Annotated in this window: 17 protein-coding genes; 11 read left to right on the forward strand and 6 right to left on the reverse strand. The window is 45.0% G+C overall.

The features are described 5' to 3' along the window. The first annotated feature begins 99 nt into the window (after window positions 1–99). The 10 genes from CJ305_RS01035 to CJ305_RS01080 all read left to right on the forward strand — a co-directional run bounded on the left by CJ305_RS01035 (window position 100) and on the right by CJ305_RS01080 (window position 9837). The gene (locus CJ305_RS01035; protein ID WP_099644380.1) at window positions 100–1119 is read left to right on the forward strand and encodes a leucine-rich repeat domain-containing protein; all 1020 of its coding nucleotides are present in this window, start codon (window positions 100–102) and stop codon (window positions 1117–1119) included. A gap of 128 nt (window positions 1120–1247) precedes the next feature. Further along, entirely contained in the window at window positions 1248–2324 is a 1077-nt protein-coding gene (locus CJ305_RS01040; protein ID WP_099644381.1) for a PA0069 family radical SAM protein, read from the forward strand. Between the two features lie 39 nt (window positions 2325–2363). Then, entirely contained in the window at window positions 2364–3497 is a 1134-nt protein-coding gene (locus CJ305_RS01045) for a M23 family metallopeptidase (RefSeq protein ID WP_099644382.1), read from the forward strand. 392 nt (window positions 3498–3889) lie between these two features. Continuing rightward, entirely contained in the window at window positions 3890–5254 is a 1365-nt protein-coding gene (locus CJ305_RS01050; RefSeq protein WP_099644872.1) for an acyl-CoA dehydrogenase family protein, read from the forward strand. Between the two features lie 47 nt (window positions 5255–5301). After that, the gene (locus CJ305_RS19720) at window positions 5302–6024 is read left to right on the forward strand and encodes an FKBP-type peptidyl-prolyl cis-trans isomerase (protein ID WP_099644383.1); all 723 of its coding nucleotides are present in this window, start codon (window positions 5302–5304) and stop codon (window positions 6022–6024) included. A 111-nt stretch (window positions 6025–6135) separates the two neighbouring features. Then, complete coding sequence (locus tag CJ305_RS01060) at window positions 6136–6870, forward strand: FKBP-type peptidyl-prolyl cis-trans isomerase (protein WP_099644384.1); 735 nt, start codon at window positions 6136–6138, stop codon at window positions 6868–6870. Window position 6871: 1 nt separating this feature from the next. Then, window positions 6872–7564 (forward strand): ZIP family metal transporter, encoded by a 693-nt coding sequence (locus CJ305_RS01065; RefSeq protein ID WP_099644385.1) that lies wholly within the window; start codon window positions 6872–6874, stop codon window positions 7562–7564. A gap of 138 nt (window positions 7565–7702) precedes the next feature. Beyond that, window positions 7703–8614 (forward strand): DnaJ C-terminal domain-containing protein, encoded by a 912-nt coding sequence (locus tag CJ305_RS01070; RefSeq protein WP_099644386.1) that lies wholly within the window; start codon window positions 7703–7705, stop codon window positions 8612–8614. Then, window positions 8614–8904, forward strand: coding sequence for a chaperone modulator CbpM (locus CJ305_RS01075; protein WP_099644387.1), 291 nt, complete (start codon window positions 8614–8616; stop codon window positions 8902–8904). The genes CJ305_RS01070 and CJ305_RS01075 overlap by 1 nt, the downstream gene beginning before the upstream one ends. Before the next feature lie 27 nt (window positions 8905–8931). Beyond that, window positions 8932–9837, forward strand: a complete 906-nt coding sequence (locus CJ305_RS01080) for an ABC transporter substrate-binding protein (RefSeq protein ID WP_099644388.1) — start codon at window positions 8932–8934, stop codon at window positions 9835–9837. 3 nt (window positions 9838–9840) lie between these two features. Here CJ305_RS01080 and CJ305_RS01085 read toward each other — a convergent pair whose 3' ends face one another. The 5 genes from CJ305_RS01085 to CJ305_RS01105 all read right to left on the reverse strand — a co-directional run bounded on the left by CJ305_RS01085 (window position 9841) and on the right by CJ305_RS01105 (window position 13448). Next, complete coding sequence (locus CJ305_RS01085) at window positions 9841–10875, reverse strand: aldo/keto reductase (RefSeq protein WP_099644873.1); 1035 nt, start codon at window positions 10873–10875, stop codon at window positions 9841–9843. 104 nt (window positions 10876–10979) lie between these two features. Then, window positions 10980–11264 (reverse strand): addiction module antidote protein, encoded by a 285-nt coding sequence (locus CJ305_RS01090; protein ID WP_099644389.1) that lies wholly within the window; start codon window positions 11262–11264, stop codon window positions 10980–10982. A 2-nt stretch (window positions 11265–11266) separates the two neighbouring features. Further along, complete coding sequence (locus CJ305_RS01095; RefSeq protein WP_099644390.1) at window positions 11267–11566, reverse strand: type II toxin-antitoxin system RelE/ParE family toxin; 300 nt, start codon at window positions 11564–11566, stop codon at window positions 11267–11269. Window positions 11567–11653: 87 nt separating this feature from the next. Beyond that, complete coding sequence (locus tag CJ305_RS01100; protein WP_099644391.1) at window positions 11654–12613, reverse strand: OmpA/MotB family protein; 960 nt, start codon at window positions 12611–12613, stop codon at window positions 11654–11656. 67 nt (window positions 12614–12680) lie between these two features. Continuing rightward, on the reverse strand, window positions 12681–13448 hold the full coding sequence (locus CJ305_RS01105) for an exodeoxyribonuclease III (protein ID WP_099644392.1): 768 nt from the start codon (window positions 13446–13448) through the stop codon (window positions 12681–12683). 327 nt (window positions 13449–13775) lie between these two features. Between CJ305_RS01105 and CJ305_RS01110 the strand changes: the two genes are divergently transcribed. After that, the gene (locus CJ305_RS01110) at window positions 13776–17186 is read left to right on the forward strand and encodes a TonB-dependent receptor (RefSeq protein WP_099644393.1); all 3411 of its coding nucleotides are present in this window, start codon (window positions 13776–13778) and stop codon (window positions 17184–17186) included. A gap of 1 nt (window position 17187) precedes the next feature. Here the strand turns inward: CJ305_RS01110 and CJ305_RS01115 are convergent, their stop codons facing one another. Then, complete coding sequence (locus tag CJ305_RS01115) at window positions 17188–20202, reverse strand: GEVED domain-containing protein (protein WP_099644394.1); 3015 nt, start codon at window positions 20200–20202, stop codon at window positions 17188–17190. Between the last annotated feature and the right edge of the window lie 53 nt (window positions 20203–20255).

Below are 20255 nucleotides of genomic sequence, written 5' to 3' on the forward strand. Positions count from 1 at the left end.
TTCCCGCCTAATTCTTAAAATTCTCGCGTCCCGAGGCTTCGAGATTCAATATAACGACATTAACTTAATGGAGGATTAATTGCCTGTATCAACCAATCAATGAAATTTGAAATAATCGATAAAAAATCTGGGCAGTTTCTGTTAAGTTCTGATATTGATAAAAATACACTTAAGAAATTAAGCAAACATTCAAATCTAAATAGCATCCAATTTAGTGAGCCTGTGACTGATGTGAATGTCTGGATTAATTTTAGAGATTTACTATTTTCTAAAAATCCAGATCTAGAATTATATATTTATTCAAATCATAACAAACCCTGGGATTTATCTTTTTTAGAGTTATTTCCCAATCTTAAGACTTTTGGAGTTGGTGGTTATATGGACTGCCTGAATATCGATTCTATAGGAAGTTTGGGAGCCCTTAAATCACTTTCTATTAACTCTTACAAGTTTGAAAATTTTGATTTTTTAAACAAGGTTAATCCAAATCTTATTTCACTGATTTTAGGATCTACAAAAACAAAAAAAATTGATATATCCAGTATATCAAGATTTCAAAATCTGGAAAATTTATCTGTTTGGGGACACAAGCGGGGGATTGATCAGGTTTCAAAATTATCTGCTTTAAAAAAACTTCATCTTTCTGTTAATCTTGAAAATCTGGATTTCATTTCACAGTTGGATAAATTGAAATCTGTAAAACTTAGTTTTTCTCAGATTAAAAATCTTGGCGCTTTAACTCAACTAAAATCGCTTACACACCTCGATATTTTACAGGTGAGAAGGCTAGTAAGCCTTGAATTTATTTCAGGACTAAAAAATCTTAAAAATCTCATATTGACCAATTTGCCAAATGTTGAAACATTTCCTGAATTGAGCTACAATAATCAATTAGAACTAATTGATATTGAAAATTTGAAAGGATTAAAACACCTTGAAAGTTTGGAATTTGCAGAAAGTCTTAAGGAATTTAGTTTTGTCAATTGTAGTCATCTACAGCCTGAAGATTTCCTTCCTGTTTTAAGAAATAAGAATATTCAAAATGTAAACGTGGGATTTGGAAGTGACAAAAAGAATAACAAGTTCGAGGATCTTAAATTAATTTATGGATTTAAATAGATCGATCTAGGTGGTATAACTTTGGTTTAAAGCAAGATCTGTTTTTGCAATGTGAAATAAGATAAAAGAAAACATTTCGCCAAAACAAAATAGGAAATATTCCATATATTTGTAATAAATCCAATTATATGCAGGCCGAAGGAGAACATTTAAAGGGGCGTGGGGCGCAAAAAAATATTGCCAACAAGTTTGATAAGCATCAGCACGAAATCCGTGCCGATTTCCTCAATTACTGCGCGCACGAAGGCGACGAGCCCCAAAATCTCAAGACGCTGTTTATAGATACCTTCCCCAAAAGCATTGTCAACAAAGTAGAAAGCCCCGATGTGGGGATGGGTTTTTCGCTCAATCCCTATCAGGGTTGTGAGCATGGCTGCGTGTATTGCTATGCCCGCAATTCCCACGAATACTGGGGTTATGACGCAGGGCTCGATTTTGAAAGCCGCATTCTGGTAAAACGCAATGCGGTACAGCTGCTCGAAGCCTATTTTATGCGAAAAAGCTACAAAGCTGCGCCCATCGTGCTTTCGGGAAATACAGACTGCTACCAGCCCGCCGAAAAGGAGTTCCAAATCACCCGTCGCCTGCTCGAGACGTTTTATAAATACCGCCATCCCGTGGGTATCATCACCAAAAACGCGCTTATACAGCGCGATCTTGATATCATCAGGGAGTTGGCCAAATGCAATTTGATTCAGGTGAATATGTCTATCACCTCGCTTGAAGAAAAGACCCGTCGCCTGCTCGAGCCGCGCACCGCCAGCATTAAAAAGCGTCTGGAGACGGTTAAAAAACTTTCGGAAGCCGGCGTGCCGGTTAATGTGATGACGGCACCCATCATACCGGGCATTAACAGTCACGAGGTATTGCCGCTTATCAAAGCCGCTGCAGATCACGGCGCCCGCTCGGTAGGCTATACCGTTGTGCGGCTTAATGGTGCCATTGCGGGGATTTTTGAAGACTGGCTGAAGACCGCAATGCCCGATAGGGCAGATAAGGTGCTCAACCAGATTGCCGCTTGCCACGAGGGCAATCTCAACGATTCGCAGTTTGGCCGCAGAATGCGCGGCAGCGGTGAGTTTGCCACCCAAATAAAAGCTCAGGTAGAACTGGGCCGCAAAAAGTATTTAAAGGGCCGCGGTATCGATCCGCTGGACTGCAGCCTGTTTGAAAAATATCGGCCAGGGCAGTTGTCGCTGTTTTAGCGGGTTTGTTGGCACAGTTTCTGCATTTTTAGAGGTGCTATGAGAAACTACCCGATTGCCTTATTGATGTTGCTTGCCGTGCTGCTCACCAGCGGTTGCAGCAAACTCACCCGTGTCACAGACGTGATCACTCAACCCACAGCCCGTGAGGTGTATGCGCGTAATTTTGATAACGATTCGCTGCCCTATCTCAACTGGAACCGGGCTTTTAGCAGGGCCTTGCAAGACAGTCTTGCGGTTGATCTGCCTTACGCCGAACAGGGAATTTTCAATACCCAAAGTCTGCCCGTTTACGCGTATAATCTCGAACTGGAGCTGGGTCGTAACTATCATTTTGAAGTGCTTACCGACACGCTAAATCCATTGGTTTTTATAGATCTCTACGAAAAAACTTCAGACAGCATTTCACCCTTTAAATTACTGGAACAAGCCGATTATGAAAGCAAATCTTTAAGCTTTTCGCCTAAAAAAGCCGGAAACTACAAACTGGTACTGCAACCACAGCTGGGAGCAAAGGGCGAATTTTCGATGCGGTTTAGCAGCAGTCCGGCCTATGCTTTTCCGGTGTCGGGCTTGTCGTCAAAAGCGGTACAAAGCTTTTGGGGAGCGGCCCGAGATGGCGGCAGGCGCAGTCACGAAGGCGTAGATATTTTTGCAGACCGCGGTACACCCGTGCTGGCCGGTGTAGACGGTTATGTAAGCAGTACCGGGAACCGCGGCCTGGGCGGTAAGCAGGTTTGGCTGCGCGATGGTCTGTTTGGAAGCAGTTTGTATTATGCGCACCTGGACAGTATTATTGCCAGAACGGGACAACGCGTAAAAATCGGTGATACGCTGGGTCTGGTAGGCAACAGCGGTAACGCGCGCACCACGCCCCCGCACCTGCATTTTGGAATTTACCGAAGGGGAAGCGGCGCGATCAACCCGTTTCCGTTTATTCAGGAAGCTCAGCTTCCCGAGGCTTCAAGTGATTCAGAAACACCCGTTCAGGTTGTTGTGAAAGCATCAAAAGCCAATTTACGATTGGGACCTTCGGCTAAAGCCGAAAAGGCAACCACACTAAGCAGACGTGATACCCTCACGGTTCAGGGGCGCACCACCGACTGGCTACATATCAAAACTTCCGAAAACCAACATGCTTTTATACATGAGAGTCTGGTGAAAAATCAATAGTGTTTTAAATACTTCTTATATGCAAGAGGTTACCTGTAGGTACTATGATTATCAATAAATTTTTAAATCAAGGGGTAAATTTTCTTCTTTAGTGATCTTTTTCTTCAGCATAGCAAGAAGTCCCCGTTAAAAATTTTTGAAGCCTTGGAGAAAATTTAGGGGACTTGTTGCGGTTTTGCCTGATAAGGCAAAAATGCCTAAGAAAAAGTGTCTTTTCTTTTGTTACTTTTCTTTGGACAAGCAAAGAAAAGTAAAGGACTAATTTTAGAAACTATATTTTACTTGGCACAACTGGTTACAGTGAATATAGTTTACCGTGTAATTAACAGTTTTTTGGGTGCTATGGCCTTAAAAGCTTGGTATTTTTAGGTGTTAAACAAAACACGCAAACGATGTCGATATTCGGAAAAGTAAAAAATACCATTGGCCTTCTAAAATCTATTGATTTAGATGCTTTGGCCAAACTCTCTCAAAAAGTAGATTTATCTCAGGTGATGAGCGCAGTGGGCAATCTAGACGATCGCCAGCTGAAAGGTCTGATGAAAATGTTGAATTCACAGGCTAAAAAAGGTCAGCATAAACTTCCGCCCATAGACGGGGATTTTTACAATTTGGCGCAAAAGTTAAGTCCGGAAGAGCGCGAGCTGCAGATGAAGATGCGCAATTTTATGGAAGATGAGGTAAAACCCATCGCAAACCGATATTGGAACCGAGCCGAATTTCCTCACGAAATCATACCCAAATTTGCCGAACTCAATATGGCAGGTATCGCCTACAAAGGCTACGGCTGTCCCAATCAGAGTTTCCTGATGGAAGGCATTCTGGCGATGGAGCTCGCCCGTGTAGATGTGTCTATCTCTACTTTTTTTGGCGTACACAGCGGCTTGGCCATGGGTTCGATTTACCTCTGCGGAAGCGAGGAGCAAAAAGAATATTGGTTGCCCAAAATGCAGAAATTTGAGAAAATAGGCGCTTTTGGTCTTACCGAACCCGAAGTAGGATCTGGAGCCGCAGGCGGACTGGGAACAACCTGTAAAAAAGACGGTGATGCCTGGGTACTTAACGGTCAGAAAAAATGGATTGGTAACGCGACCTTTTCAGATATAACCATCATCTGGGCGCGTGATTTGGATAGCGGTCAGGTAAAGGGCTTTATTGTGCGTAAAGAAAATCCCGGCTTTAAAGCCGAGAAAATGGAAGATAAAATGGCGTTGCGTACCGTGCAGAACGCCCTGATTACTTTAACTGATTGCCGCGTGCCCGAAAGCGATCGTTTGCAAAATGCAAATTCGTTTAAAGACACTGCAAAAGTATTGCAGATGACCCGTGCGAGTGTGGCGTGGCAGGCCGTGGGCTGTGCCCGTGGTGCTTATGAAGCAGCGCTGAAGTACACCAAAAAGCGGGAGCAATTTGGCCGTCCTATCGCCAGCTTCCAGCTGATCCAAAATCACCTGGTCGAGATGGTTTCCAACCTTACCGCAATGCAAACTTTGTGTTTCCGCCTTAGCGAAATGCAGGATGGCGGTTCGCTTACGGACGAGCACGCGTCTTTGGCCAAAGTATTCTGCTCAATGCGTACACGTGATGTGGTGAGCCGTGCCCGGGAGGTAATGGGCGGTAACGGTATTTTGCTTGAGTATGATGTGGCGCGTTTTGTGGCAGATGCCGAAGCGATTTACAGCTATGAGGGGACTAAAGAGATCAATTCGCTTATTGTAGGACGGGCGATTACAGGTTACAGTGCGTTTGTGAGTTAATTGCTCAGGATTGAGTAAATTGGCGCTTCAAAATAAACCTACAACCTATGAATATTAAAAAGTTTGTGTTGGCGTCTGCTGCGGCTCTTGCTTTAGTCAACTGCGGCACACCCCAAAAAACCGTGACACAACCCGAAACCTTTCAGCTTAAGACTTTTCAGGACTCTATTTCCTATGTAATGGGGATAAATAGCGGGGAGAATTTGCGTGATATCCCTGCGGGAATATTCGATTTTAAAGCTTTTGAAAAAGGTCTGAAAGAATCGTTTAAAGATTCTGTTGTTTATAAGCTTGATGAGGCCGCTTCGCGAAAGCTTTTTCAAACGCTTAATGATACCATGCAGAAGATTGAAAAAGCTAAGATCGAAGAACAAATAGCCGCAAATAAAGCTGAAGGCGCGGCATTTTTAGAAGAAAATGCGAAAAAACCAGGAGTGGTTACCACAGAAAGCGGTTTGCAGTATGAAGTCTTGCGTGAGGGAGATGGCGAAAAACCGGGGCCCGGTGATCGTGTGAAGGTGAATTACGAAGGAAAATTAATTGACGGAACCGTCTTTGACTCGTCTTACAAACGCGGCGAACCTCTGGTTTTTGGCGTAAGTCAGGTAATTAACGGCTGGACCGAAGGTTTGCAGTTGATGCCCACAGGCAGTAAATACCGTTTTTACATTCCGCAGAATTTAGCTTATGGCGAGCGCGGTGCAGGTAAGGATATCAAGCCTTATGCCACCCTGATTTTTGATGTGGAATTGCTTGAAGTTTTAAAATAAGCTAGATAGATTGCTGACTTTCATCAGGCAAATACATATTAACGGGCTCAGGATTTTTGTAAACCTTTAAATATCCCGTTATTTGCACACGAAAATTAAAAACCTAAAACAATGAAATTAAATAAAGTATTTTTCGCGCTTCCGGTTGTAGCACTTACACTGGTAAACTGCGATAATTCTAAAATGAGTTCTGGTGATGCAGAGCTTAAGACCTTTAAAGATTCTGTTTCGTATATGATTGGTGCCAACAGTGGTGCTCAGTTTAAGCAGGCATTGGGTGACAATCCTGATGAGTTGTTTGATCTGGAAATGTACGAAGCTGGTGTACGCAAAGGATTTACAGACAGTCTGGAGTTTTCGCCACAAACAATGCAAGCTTTGATGACCCGTTTCCAGGAAGAGCTTCGTGCCAAGCAGGAAGAAGCAGCAATGGCTAAAGCAGCTGAGGCTAAGCAAAAAGGAGCAGAATTCTTAAAAGAAAATGCGACTAAAGAAGGCGTTCAAACAACAGATAGCGGTCTTCAGTACATCGTGATTGAAGAAGGTACTGGTGATATGCCAACAGCTACAGATCAGGTTGAAGTAAAATATGAAGGAAGCCTTATCGACGGAACCGTTTTTGACGGAAATATGGGATCAGATCAGACAGCTACTTTTGGTGTAAGCCAGGTAATCAAAGGCTGGACTGAAGGTTTACAATTGATGAAGGAAGGAGCGAAATACAAGTTCTTTATCCCTTCTGATCTTGCTTACGGAGATCGTGGTTCAGGTCCTAAAATTGGTCCCGGTGAAACTTTGATTTTTGACGTGGAATTGATTGACGTTAAAGACGCTACACAGGAGTAAATTGAATTTAATTGTCATAGCCGTAGTTTCCGGAGCCCTTATTCTGGGTGCGGTCTGGGGTATTTATGGCAATCTTTCTAAACAAACAGAGGGCTTTCTCGTTGCACTTGCAGGAGGAGCCCTTATTGTTTCTGCCGTACTCGAACTCATCAATCCCGCGATTGAAAAAGCCCAAACTGGCATAGCCTTATCAATTGTTTTTGCAGGTGCTTTGGTCTTTACCGGCTTAGATTATGTCGTCAAGAAAAAATGGGGTTCAGATAGCGGGGGCGGCCTTCTTGCGGCCATTACTTTAGACGGAATTCCTGAAAATCTCGCTCTTGGCGTTGCACTGATTGGCGCAGATGCGCTTGCCGTGGCAGCACTTTCGGGCTCTATATTTTTATCAAATCTTCCCGAAGCTGCAGGTGGTGCCAAAGAAATGACTGAAAACGGGACTTCAAAAAAGAAGGTGCTGTTGCTCTGGTGCGTTACCGCATTGATCTTGTCTCTGGCGGCCTATCTGGGCAATCAATTACTCGCCGGTGTGGCTGAAGAAACCTTGGCATACATCCGGTGTTTTGCCGGAGGTGCGGTTGTGGCCTCACTCGCGATAGAAGTATTTCCCAAAGCATTTAAAAACGAGCAGTACTGGACCGGTCTTGCTGCTGCTCTGGGGCTTATTCTTGCTTTTTTCCTTAACAGCCTGGCGTGATGCTTGCGCTTTCGCGAAAGCCAAACAAATTCATTTTCAAAACGGACAAAATTCTAACTAAATTTTAGAATTATCCCGGTACTGCTTTCGCCCTTATCTGGTTAACTTTAATTCATAGTTTGAAATGAAATACATGCTATGGCGTATATAGATTATTATAAAGTGTTGGGCCTTGATAAAAGCGCCACGGAAGCCGAAATTAAAAAGGCGTACCGAAAGCTGGCCCGTAAATACCATCCCGATGTAAATCCCGGTGATTCCGAAGCTGAAGAAAAATTCAAGCAGCTTAACGAGGCAAACGAGGTTTTAAGCAATCCCGAAAACCGAAAGAAATACGATAAATACGGCAAAGACTGGCAACATGCAGAAGCCTATGAGCAGGCCGAAAGGCAACGCGGTCAGTACGCCAATGCCGGCGGTGGAAGCAGGGCGCAATACAGCGGGGGCTTTGACGAAGATGATTTTTCAGACTTTTTCAGTTCGATGTTTGGTGGTGCTGGAGGAGGCGGCTTCAGAGGCAGCGGGAGGCAGGCACAGTTTCGCGGGCAGGATTTTAACGCCACACTCGAGTTAGATTTGCGCGATGTGTATGAAAAACACAAGCGTACACTTACCGTAAATGGCAAGAACATTAGATTGACCATCCCGGCCGGGGTTGAAAACGGGCAGACCATTAAAATCAAGGGCTACGGCGGCGAGGGCGTGAATGGCGGTCCTAACGGGGACCTATACCTCGAATTCCGCATACGCAACAACACCGCTTTTAAACGCGACGGTGCTAATTTGTACAAGACGGTCAAACTCGACCTCTATACCGCTGTATTAGGCGGAGAATTGTTTGTTGACACCTTTGACGGCAGTGTAAAGCTCAAGATTGCTCCCGAGACGCCTTCCGGAAAGCAGGTAAAGCTCAAAGGCAAAGGCTTTCCCGTTTATAAGAAAGACGGGCAGTTTGGGGATTTATACATCACCTACGAGATCGAAATGCCCACCAATCTTTCGGCACAGGAAAAGAAATTATTTGAAGAACTGGCAAAACTCAGATCCTGATGAATACACCAGAATTTATACCCGTAGCGCATCTCAGCAAGCAGTACCGTATTGAAGAAACCTTTATCACCGAACTGCACGAGAAAGGCGTGCTTCAGCTTAAAATCGTTGAACAAACCTATTGCCTGCATTGCGACAGCATGCCGGTTTTTGAAAAAATTATGCGTATTCATGACGAGTTGCACATCAATATCGAAGGTATAGACGTTATTCTTAATCTTTTAGATAAAATTGACGACCTCAATCGCCGGCTTGTTAAAACCCAAAACCGCTTGCGACTTTACGAGTAATCACCTAACCACTTAAAAAATAGTATTTTGAAGCATCTGAAAATCGCACTCGACTGGACGGCAAATACCAATCATTTGGGCTTTTTTATTGCCCGTGAACTGGGCTATTACAAGGATAGAAATCTGGAAGTTAGTTTATTGACGCCGGCAGAAGATGATTATCAGGTAACCCCGGCGAAGAAAGTAGAGCTCGGTATTGCAGATGTGGCGCTTTGCCCGCTGGAAAGCATTATCAGTTACCAAACCAAGGAAAAACCCTTCAATCTTAAAGCTATTGCGGCCATTTATCAGGAAGATTTAAGCGCGATTGCTGTAAAAGAGGATTCCGGAATTAAGAGTCCGGCAGATTTAGACGGAAAGTCATACGCCTCATACGAAGCGCGTTACGAGGATAAAATCGTGGAGCAATTGATCAAAAATGACGGCGGGGAAGCCAATCTGGAAATTTCCTATCCCAAAAAACTCGGTATTTGGGAAACCCTGTTAAAAGATAAGGCAGATGCTACCTGGATTTTTCTCAACTGGGAAGCCTACCAGGCCGAAGCTCAGGGAGAAAAAATGCGCTATTTCAGATTGAAGGACTACAACATACCCTATTCCTACTCTCCGGTTGTTGCGGTAAATGGTAATACGGTTGAAGCGAATCGGGAAACCTATTCCGAATTTTTAAAGGCTACCAAAGCCGGATTTTTCTATGCGGAAGATCACCCACAGGAAGCCGCTGAAATCTTACGCAAATACATTCCTGAAACCGAAAAGGAACTCGATCTGGTCGCCAGTATAAATTACTCCGTAGCCTATTTGGGTGCCAAAGAAAATTGGGGACGTCTTGATCCGGTGTTGATAGGTCGGTTTGTAAAATGGCTTGATGACCATCAGCTGGAAACCGAAACCCTGAAGACGTATGACCTGATTTATAAGATCCTGGACTAAAGCTTAAGGCGCCGGATTTGGGATTGCTTTATGCACGGCTTCGATTTCTTCTAAAATCGCTTCCGAAAGCTGAACGTCAATACTGCCTATGTTTTCTTTAAGCTGCTCCATGCTCGTAGCACCAATAATGTTAGACATCATAAAATCCCGGTCGGTTACAAAAGCTAAAGCCATTTGTGTGAGGGATAGACCGTGCTTATCGGCAATTTCCTGATACTTTTGGGTTGCCTGTACCGCAAGGTCGTTTGAATACCTGCTGTACTGCGGAAAACGGTTTATGCGCGATGCTTCGGTATCTGTGCCTTTGATGTATTTTCCGCTCAGGGTACCAAAACCAAGTGGCGAATAGGCCAAATAACCCACCTCTTCCCGAAGCATAATTTCGGTCATTCCTATTTCGTCTTTGCGATTCAACAGGTTGTAGGGGTTTTGAGCGCTGATCATTTTAGGCTTGCCCTTACGTGCTTCTTCGAGATAGCGTGATAGTCCGTAAGGCGTTTCATTACTTACCCCGATGTGACGTATCAAACCTTGCTGAATAAAACTGTTCAAATCGTCCAGAATCTGGGCGAAATTATCTTCCCAGCGCTCTTCAGAATCGTGCGTGTAGCCCAGTTTTCCAAAGTAGTTGGTATTGCGCTCCGGCCAGTGCAGTTGATACAGGTCAATATAATCGGTTTGCAGGCGCTTCAGGCTTTTGTGAATGGCGTCTTTAAACTCGGCTTTGGTATAACCCCCGGTGCGAATGTGTTTTGACATTTCGGCCGGACCGGCAATTTTAGAAGCGATAACCAGATCGTCCCGTTTTTTGCGCTTATTCAGCCAGGTGCCGATGATGCGCTCGGTGCTTCCGTAGGTTTCTGCTTTTGCGGGAACGCTGTACAATTCGGCCGTATCAATAAAATTGATGCCCTGCTCCACCGCATAATCCAGTTGGGCATGACCTTCGGCCTCGGTATTCTGCTCACCCCAGGTCATCGTGCCCAGGCAAAGTTTAGAGATTTGGATATCCGTTCCGGGAAGTGTTGTATAGCGCATAAGGGTATTTTTGAGACGCGAAGGTATTGCAAAAAATAAAAAAGCCTTGAAGGGTTTCAAGGCTTAGGATAAGTTTAAGAGTGATACTAGTTTTCGTGCATTCTTTAGGAAGGTATGGGCTGAATTTGAATTTGTCCGCCAATAGCTTTCAGGACCTTGACAATGGTTGCGAATTGGGGTTTAGAACCTTCAGATAATGCTTTATACAGGCTTGGTCTACTCATTCCTGTTTCTTCTGCAATTTTAGTCATCCCTATTGCTTTTGCAACATTCCCAATAGCCTCAATAACATCTTCCTGATCTCCTTCCTCCAGAGCAGTATTCAGGTAAGCAGCAATAAGTTCTTTATTGTCCAGATAATCGGCAATTTCAAATTTTGAGGTTTTCATATTCAGAAATTTTGTTCTTTCCAGATTTGCTTAGCTTTTATAATATCTTCTTGTTGAGAAGATTTATCACCTCCAATTAATAGGATGATGATTTTATCCTCTTTTTTGTGGAAATAGATGCGATAACCTTTACCTGTATCGATACGCATTTCGCTAATACCATTTCCAACAGGTTTACAGTCTCCAAAATGACCATCACGCTGTAGTTTTTGAAGTCGAAATAGAATCTTAGCCTTGGCCTGCAAATCTTTAAGCTTGCGTAGCCATTTATTGAATTCAGTCGTTTTCTCCAAAAAGACCATTGCAAATGTATCTAGTCGGATACAAAATTACTTCTTTTTTTATTTAAAACTAAACCCGATAGTACGAATTTTCAGCAGATTACTTTTCTAAATATCATTCAACAATTTAGTCACTTCATCCAGTTTTGGAGTTAAGATGACCTCGATACGGCGGTTCTTGGCTTTGCCTTCGGCGTTATCGTTTGTCGCTACCGGTGCATATTCTCCACGACCGGCAGCAGTGAGGTTTTTAGGATCTATGCCCGAGTTCTGACTCAAAATCTCAACAATTGCGGTTGCACGTTTCGTAGACAAATCCCAGTTGTCTTTAATGGGGCCGTTGCCACCATAGGGCACATTATCGGTATGGCCTTCTATAAGCACTGCAATTTCCGGGTTTTGTGCCAAAACAGAACCCAATTGGTTCACGGCTTTGCGGCCATTGGCGCCCACAGTCCAGCTTCCGCTGTCAAACAACAGCTTGTTTTCTAACGAAACATATACTTTACCATCGCGCTGCTCAACGGTAAGACCGTTTCCTTCAAAGTCGATCAGGGCTTTTGAGATGGCATCTTTCAGCTGGCGCATTTTCGCATCTTTCGCAGCAATCATAGACTCGAGTTCTTCCACACGGCGGGAACGTTCGGTAAGATCGCGTTGTAGTTTTTCGAGACGGGTTTGCTCAGCAGCCAGTGCCGCCTGCTTTTCGTCAAGCTCAGCGATTAATTCGCGGTTTTTCTGTGAATTTTCGGCTATGCGTTTAGAACTGTTGGCTTCAAGAGCGTCATACGAATTCTGTAAATTTTCGAGATTGGCTTTGGTCGCTGCATAATCACGTTGTAGCGCGTCGCGCTCGGCGCGGGTACTGGCGAGTTCGTCTTCCAGATTTTGGGCCTCTTCTTCAAACTGCTTCCGCAGGCGTTCAGACTGGGCCAGATCGTGACTGAGTTCTTGATTATCCGATTTTAAATCGGCATAACGTGCTTCCAGGTCTTTATAGACTTTCGCAGAAACACAAGAGGTGAGTGTTGCGGCACTCAGGGCAATTAAGCAAAGCTTTTTGATCATAGTTAATGAGGTTGTTTAAACTAGCTAACGTTCGGTACCTGTTGATTATTGAAAGTGGCCAAAAAAATTAAAAGCTATGATCCAGCTCCAGAAGTGCCGGGCAGTGGTCACTGTGTTTGGCTTCGGGCAAAATCACCGCGCGTTTAATTTTAGCTTTTAAGGGTTCGCTTACCATATTGTAATCCAATCTCCAGCCTTTATTATTGGCACGGGCATTGGCGCGGTAACTCCACCAGCTGTATTGCTCAAGATCGGGATTGAGATGGCGGAAACTGTCTGTAAATCCGCTGTCGATAAATCCGCTGAGCCACTCGCGTTCCACCGGTAAAAAGCCACTTACATTTTTAAGACGCACGGGATCGTGAATGTCAATAGGCTCGTGGCAAATGTTGTAATCGCCACCGATGATGAGGTTAGGACGGGTTTTGCGAAGCTCTTTGGCATACTCGTGAAAATCTGCCATATAGCGCAGTTTAAACTCCAGGCGGTCATCGTTAGTCCCGCTGGGCAAGTACATACTCATAATGCTGAGGTCACCAAAATCGACCCTCAGGTTGCGACCCTCGCGATCCATATAATCGATGCCTGTGCCGTGAATGACGTTATCGGGTTCTTTTTTGCTGAAAACGGCCACCCCGCTGTACCCTTTTTTTTCGGCGCTAAACCAGTAATTGTGATAGCCGGTTTCTTCCAGAATTTCAGAATCCAATTGTTCGGGATGCGCTTTGGTTTCCTGAAGCAGCAAGACATCGGGATTAGCCGCTTTAAGCCAGTCTAATAAGCCTTTGCGCACTGCCGCACGAATTCCGTTTACGTTATAGGTGATTATTTTCATAGTGTATGTCCAGTTTGTGGCGAAGTTAGTGTTCCTGAGCTATAGATGAAAGTAGGAAGAGTAATATTCAGTGGGCGGTTTGCAGTAGCAGTTTGCAGTATAAATACGAAATATAAAATCGGAAATACAAAATCACTTGATCGTGATGATTCTGGATTAGACGAAACTTTCAAAAAACATCCCTCTAAATCTCCCTTCAAAGGGAGACTTTTACATTTTAGTTGATAATAAGCTCCCTTCTCCGGCGGGAGAAGGGTTGGAGATGAGGTGGTTTTTAGATGCCGGCAATAAAAATAATACTAACAATAAATCTTAGCTTTATGCCGTATGCGTAACCTTTTTACTGTAGTGGTTTTTTTGATGACGGCGGCGGCGTTTTCGCAGGAGTTGCGCTTTGCAGAAGACCGACTCAAAACATTGGTTGTACGCGATAGTGTGGTGCTCGATACGGTAAGCCTTAATCCGGTGCGGTTTGAGGTGCGCACAGCCGACGGAGCGATTTTGGATTCCACTTTGTACAGCATAAATTATCCCACAGCGGTTTTTAAGTTGAAAAGTCCTGCAAATCCGCCGGACAGTCTAACCTTCGATTACCGTGTGTTTCCTGATTTTATGACCCGGCGTTATTTTGCTTACGATGCTGATAAGATCGTGAACAGCAACGGCAATTTAAGCCGTGTGTACGCCTTGAAGCAGGAAACTTCCAAGCCGGAATTCACCCCTTTTGAAGGCCTTACCACCACGGGTAGTCTGGTGCGGGGTGTCACTTCGGGAAATAACCAAAACAGCACCTTTACCAGCGAACTTGACCTGCAAATCAGCGGTAAGCTGAGCGAAAAGGTGTCCCTGCGGGCCTCGCTTCAGGATGCCAATATTCCCCAGCAAAACGGGGGCTATTCGCAGCGCCTGGATGAATTTGACCAGATTTTTATTGAGCTCTACAGCGATACCTGGAACATCAGGGCGGGAGACATCAATCTGGCCAATACCACTTCGTATTTTGGGCGCTTCGCGAAAAAAGTTCAGGGGCTTTCGCTAAGCGGAATTCTGGAAGGGGAGCAGACTACTTCAGACTTTTTTGCCACTGGCGCTCTGGTGCGCGGGGTGTTTGCTCAAAGCCGGTTTACCGGGCAGGAAGGCAATCAGGGTCCGTATAAACTCACGGGTCCTAATGGCGAACTCTACGTGCTCATCGTCAGCGGGAGCGAGCGCGTCTACGTCAACGGCGTTTTGCTTGAGCGAGGCGAGACGGCAGATTATGTGATAGATTACAACGCCGGCGAACTGCGGTTTAATCCCACTTTTCCCATTACCAGCGAGATGCGCATCTCGGTCGAGTACCAGTACAGCGAGCAAAATTATACCCGAATCATTGGCTACGGCGGTGGCGGCCATCAATCTGAAAAACTCAGCCTGAGGGCTCACGTCTACACCGAAAGTGACCTTAAAAACCAGCCGCTGGTCCAAAATCTAAACCGGGAGCAGGTGGGTGTTTTGGAAGCCGCCGGTGATGATAGTTCGCTTATGACGGCGCCCAGTGCCAACCCGGACACGTATAACGAAAACAAGATTTTATACCGAAAAGAGCAGCGTGACGGTCGGGAAATTTTCGTTTTTTCAACCGACTCCGAAGCCGAATTGTTTAACGTGCGTTTTACGCAGGTGGGCCCCAATCAGGGCGATTACATCATCAGCAGCGAGGTGGCCATCACGCGCATTTACGAGTATGTGCCACCCGTAGACGGGATTCCGCAAGGTAATTTTGCGCCATTGGTGCGGCTTTTTGCACCCACGCAACTCCAAATGGCGGTGGTACAGGGCGATTATAAGCCTTCGGAAAAAACCAGCATCAGTTTTGAAGGTGCCGGAAGCCGTCAGGATTTAAACCTGTTTTCTGATCTGGACGATGCCAATAACGAGGGTTTTGCGGGGCGCATTCAGGCGCGACAACGCGTGTACGGCAATCCCGAAAAACAGGTGCTTGAGGCCTTTGCCAATCTCGATTACATTCAGAATGATTTTAGAAATATCGAGCGTACCTACGCGATTGAGTTTAGCCGCGACTGGAATGTGCCTTTACGACCTCAGGGCGATCAGACGCTTATTTCTTCGGGGCTTCAGTTTGCTGATAGCGCTTTGGGTTTTGTAGACTATCGTTTTGAGCAGTTGCGCTTCGCGGAAAATTACCGGGGAAGCCGCAATAGTGTCGTGGGAAGCCTTCGGCACAACAAACTACAGACCTACTTCAACGGAAGCTACCTCAAAACTGAAGCAGATACCGCCACCACTTCCTTTTTTCGCCTGAATACGAATGCGGTATATGGCTTTCAGAAAAACTGGCTTGGTGCAAAATACAGAACCGAAAATAACGAGAGTAGTAATCCCATAACCGGCAGGCTAGATCCTTTAAGTCAGCGTTTTCAAATGCTGGAAGGTTTTGTGGGACGTGGCGACAGTACCGCGGTTTTTGTAGAAGTGGGCTACCGCTATCGCGTGAACGACAGTTTGAGGGGAAACAGTCTGGAGCGCGTAAATCACAGCAACACCTGGTTTTTAAAATCCCAATTGATTAAAAACGAAAAAACAGCATTGGGACTTTTTGTCAATTACCGCGAACTGCAATTTGAAAATCGGGCTTCAGCGACCGAGCGTTCGTTGAATTCGCGTTTGCTTTTTGACCAAAAACTGGCTAAAAACCTGATCAGGCTCAACACGCTTTTTGAGACTGCGAGCGGCACACTACCGCAACAGGAATTTACGTATGTGAAAGTTGATGAAGGCCAGGGGGTGTACACGTGGATCGACTACAATAACGACGGTATTCAGCAGTTGCAGGAATTTGAAGTGGCGCAGTTTAGCGATCAGGCGGATTTTATACGGATTCTGCTACCCAACCGTGTTTTTGTAAAAACCCATCAAAACCGACTCAGCCAGATCGTGACGCTCAATTTTTCGCAATGGTCTGGGAAAACCGGGTTTCAAAAAGTGCTTTCCCATTTTTACAACCAGACCAGTTACCTGATTGACCGTAAAGTGCTTCGGGGCGGCAGCGCCTTTGACCTCAATCCGTTTAAGGATGCCAATACGCTGGGGCTTAATCTCAACTTGCGCAACACCTTGTTTTTTAATCGCGGAAAACAGCGGTACACGACCAGTTACACCTATCTGGCTAACACGACCCGAAACCTTATTGCTTTAGGCCTGCAAACCAATGAACTTAAGAGCCATCAGCTAAATTTTTTACACAAAGTGAAAGAACAGTACGTGTTGAATTTTAATACGGAAATCGGGACCAACAGCAGTAATTCTGAAAATTTTGAGCAGCGCAATTACAGGCTGAATACGTTTAGCTTCAATCCTGAAATTTCTTACTTGTTCAGCGACAATTCGAGGGTTTCGGCATTTTATAATTTTGTGGAAAAAGCCAATCAAACCGAAGGTTTTGAAAATCTGAATCAGCAGAATTTCGGTTTTACGGGGAGCTTCAGCAATGCCGATAAATTTTCGCTGAATGCCGGTGTGAAGTATATTAAAAACAGCTTTGAAGGTTCAGCGTTTTCGCCTGTGGCTTATCAAATGCTTGAAGGTTTACAACCCGGCACCAACTTTACCTGGAATGTTTTGGCACAAAAGCGCATTACCCAATTTCTCGATTTGAATCTATCGTATCAGGGCCGCAGCAGCGAAAACACCCGCACCATTCACACCGGAAGCGTGCAGCTTCGGGCGTTCTTCTAGATTAACGCACAATAATTTTCTTAGACTGACCGCCGTCCCTATTCCCCAGACGTACAATGTAAATACCGCTGGAGGCGTAAGACATATCCAAGTCGTATTTGTAGCTGCCGTACTCGTTTTCAATCCAGTTGTTTGCGAGTTTTTGGCCTAAAAGATTGTACACCGTTACCGCCATTTTTTCTGTAGTTTGATCAGTGCTCAATGAAATCTGAAACTGATCGCGTTCGGTTTCAATAATCACCAGTTCGCTATCGGGGAATATATTTTCTTCCACCGAAAGACTGTTGAAAATGCGCACGCTATAATCGTTGGTACGGCCGTATTGCATGGTTCCGCATGGATCCTGAGCATCACCGCTAAAGGCGCTGTCAAGGCCGCGTATCCGCATACGATAGGTGTCGAGATTTACTCCTGCCGGAAGTGTCAGGGTAAAATCGGTATCAGTGGCTGCATTGGCAATCAGACCATTTGAAACCCTTTCAGAGGCTTCAAAACCGCCATTTTTGTTTAAATCAATAAAAATAGCATAAGCAGTACCGTCAAATCCTGCCTGTAAAGTCCCGGTGTAGGGATTGTTCTGTATATCCAGATTAAAAACGGTATCAAGATCTGCATCAAACCCATCAGATGAACAGGCCGTCGTTATACTGGTGCCTTCGAGATTGATCTGGGTAATTCCATCTCCAAACGAGGAGCAGTCTGAGAAGGGTGTGCAATAGGCATTTACCACATCAACGGTGATCATATCATTGGTTTGATTTTTATCATCAGGCAAATCGGTACCTGCTGTGATGGTATAGGTCCCAAGTTCTGAGAAATCTTCGGTAGCGGTAAAGGTGTATGTGGCGGTTCCCTGAGCGGGTACGGTTCCGGTATAGGTTTCAGTTACCTGATTACCCGAATTGATACTGTAAAACACCGGAAAATTACTTTGAGCTTCAACACCAAAGTTGGTGATCGTTACAGTCACAGGCACCGAAGAACCCAGACCGGAGCCCGACTGCGGATTGTCTATAGACGTTATACCCACATCCTCGCGCCATAAATTCTGTACGTTTACAGTAAGGGCGTCGTTTGAGGTGTCCTGATCGTTGCTAAGACCCGTTGTAACTGTAATTGAGTAGATCTGGCCGGTTGTAGAAAGATTTGCGGTTTGCGAAAAGCTAAAATCCGCTGTTTCGTTAAAGGCCAGTGAACCGGTAAAGGTTTCGGTCACGGTTGCCCCACCATCTACGCTGTAACTAACCGGAAAGCTGGTTTGTGTTGCAGTCCCCGCGTTTCGAAGGGTAACCGTGATGGTTTCGGTAGTAGTTAAATCACCATCTTGCGGATTTACAAGCGCTATCGTTTGTACGTCATTAGTGAGGTCTGGCGCGAGTTTAAAAACACCCACCACATCTTTACGCTGTGGCCTGAAATATTCGGATATATACCAAAAGGTTCTGCCATCTGCAGGATCTGTAGTAAGATGCGTATAATCTGCATAGCGAGGGCTAAAGCTGAAACCGGTGCTGGTAGCTAAAACCGTTTCAGGTACAGACATGACTCCTAAAGGATCGTTGGCATAACGCCCGGTAAAATTGATGGTTACCGGTAAATCTTCACTTACCGTAGAATACCCCATGCCAATACTTCCATCGGCATCAAAACTCATACTTGCGCCAAAGGCATTATAGCCTGTAGGCGAAACATAGGTTCCTTCCTGATAAATTTCCCAGGGTTGACCGTCTGCCGTCTGCCGTAATTCATACCAGCGTATGCCGGCCTTTTTACCACCTGCAGGAGCGACATTGACTACAAAATTGAAGATAGCCGAGTTGTAGCCGGCAAATTTGCGGTACTGTGCCTGTTGCATCACAGTGCCCTGCATCGCATCTATATTATCACCTGCGGGTTGAGGTAGGTTTGAAAAGTCTCCACCGTCAAACACGCTGTTAAAATCTGCTGTTGTAATGATTGCAGGCTGGGAAATACTGGAATTTGCAGGATTTACCCAGTCTACCGAAAGAGACCAGAGTTTAAGATGATCGTCATTAACGTTTCTCCACGCATCATCCTGAAAAAATACCACCGTTGCCGGCCCACTTGCAGGTAAATTACCATCTGCAACACTCAAAAATTGCGGACTAAAAAAACCGTTAGTGCGCAAGGTAGGCAGTGGAAATCCCTGAAAGCCTACATCGGTCTGCCCGGTAAGCATTTTAGAACGTTCCATCACAAAAACCGCGTCGCTGGGATTGGTCTGCCCGCCGGTAATATTAATGTTTGAGGTAATGTAGTATCCATCGTGCCAGATACCGTATTTGGGATAATCTGGGAACGTGCTGGTTTCAAAACCCATGGTATACACGTACCAGCCGTCATTTACAGGGTCTGAACCCTGACAAATGGCTATATTAAACCCGTTTTCGAAGCCATCTTCTTCATTCTCTTCTTCAAATTCGGTTATAACAAAACGATCTGCAGCCGCATCATACAGAATGATAGGATCACCTGCGGTGTTGCCGTCAAAGAGTGTTCCCAGTGAGGCTTCGTCAACCAAAAGATTGCCCTGTTTGTCATAAATTTTAAAACCGGAATTCCAGCCGGCGATATAATGATTGGGGCCGGCCGCACCCGTAGGATCTGATGGAGTAAAAGTTGCCGTATTGGCCTCAAAAACCCGAATAGGCTCGGGCTCGTAGGTTTTTTGAGTGCCTTTCGATTTTGTGGTTTGAGCCTGAACCAAAGGATCTCCGTCTTTGGGCAGACCTTTGCCGGGAACCACCTGATTGGCACTGCGACGTTTGGGGTTTATTTCTTCAACTTCCGAAAGTTTTTCGGCTTTAATGAAGGTTCCGTTTCTAATCTGAGAGGCCAGCGAGGGTACTTCCCGCACAAATTCCATTTTTCCTACAGTGGAGGGAGCGAGCTTTTCCTGTGCAAAAGTTTGTGATTTAAAAGAGAGTAACAGACTTAAAACCAGAATGGAATACGCTCTGATTTTAAAAACCTTGTTTATAGAAGTACATGACATCAGATTCAAATTAGGGTTTTTAAATGTACGATTTATTACACATTATGGATTAA

This window comes from Leeuwenhoekiella nanhaiensis (assembly GCF_002744755.1).
Classification (GTDB): Bacteria; Bacteroidota; Bacteroidia; order Flavobacteriales; family Flavobacteriaceae; genus Leeuwenhoekiella; species Leeuwenhoekiella nanhaiensis.

Excerpts from the sequence above, each read along its gene's own strand:
- CJ305_RS01035 (WP_099644380.1), top strand. The coding sequence starts at position 100 with ATGAAATTTGAAATAATCGATAAAAAATCTGGGCAGTTTCTGTTAAGT.
- CJ305_RS01040 (WP_099644381.1), top strand. The coding sequence starts at position 1,248 with ATGCAGGCCGAAGGAGAACATTTAAAGGGGCGTGGGGCGCAAAAAAAT.
- CJ305_RS01045 (WP_099644382.1), top strand. The coding sequence starts at position 2,364 with ATGAGAAACTACCCGATTGCCTTATTGATGTTGCTTGCCGTGCTGCTC.
- CJ305_RS01050 (WP_099644872.1), top strand. The coding sequence starts at position 3,890 with ATGTCGATATTCGGAAAAGTAAAAAATACCATTGGCCTTCTAAAATCT.
- CJ305_RS19720 (WP_099644383.1), top strand. The coding sequence starts at position 5,302 with ATGAATATTAAAAAGTTTGTGTTGGCGTCTGCTGCGGCTCTTGCTTTA.
- CJ305_RS01060 (WP_099644384.1), top strand. The coding sequence starts at position 6,136 with ATGAAATTAAATAAAGTATTTTTCGCGCTTCCGGTTGTAGCACTTACA.
- CJ305_RS01070 (WP_099644386.1), top strand. The coding sequence starts at position 7,703 with ATGGCGTATATAGATTATTATAAAGTGTTGGGCCTTGATAAAAGCGCC.
- CJ305_RS01075 (WP_099644387.1), top strand. The coding sequence starts at position 8,614 with ATGAATACACCAGAATTTATACCCGTAGCGCATCTCAGCAAGCAGTAC.
- CJ305_RS01085 (WP_099644873.1), bottom strand. The coding sequence starts at position 10,875 with ATGCGCTATACAACACTTCCCGGAACGGATATCCAAATCTCTAAACTT.
- CJ305_RS01090 (WP_099644389.1), bottom strand. The coding sequence starts at position 11,264 with ATGAAAACCTCAAAATTTGAAATTGCCGATTATCTGGACAATAAAGAA.
- CJ305_RS01095 (WP_099644390.1), bottom strand. The coding sequence starts at position 11,566 with ATGGTCTTTTTGGAGAAAACGACTGAATTCAATAAATGGCTACGCAAG.
- CJ305_RS01100 (WP_099644391.1), bottom strand. The coding sequence starts at position 12,613 with ATGATCAAAAAGCTTTGCTTAATTGCCCTGAGTGCCGCAACACTCACC.
- CJ305_RS01105 (WP_099644392.1), bottom strand. The coding sequence starts at position 13,448 with ATGAAAATAATCACCTATAACGTAAACGGAATTCGTGCGGCAGTGCGC.
- CJ305_RS01110 (WP_099644393.1), top strand. The coding sequence starts at position 13,776 with ATGCGTAACCTTTTTACTGTAGTGGTTTTTTTGATGACGGCGGCGGCG.
- CJ305_RS01115 (WP_099644394.1), bottom strand. The coding sequence starts at position 20,202 with ATGTCATGTACTTCTATAAACAAGGTTTTTAAAATCAGAGCGTATTCC.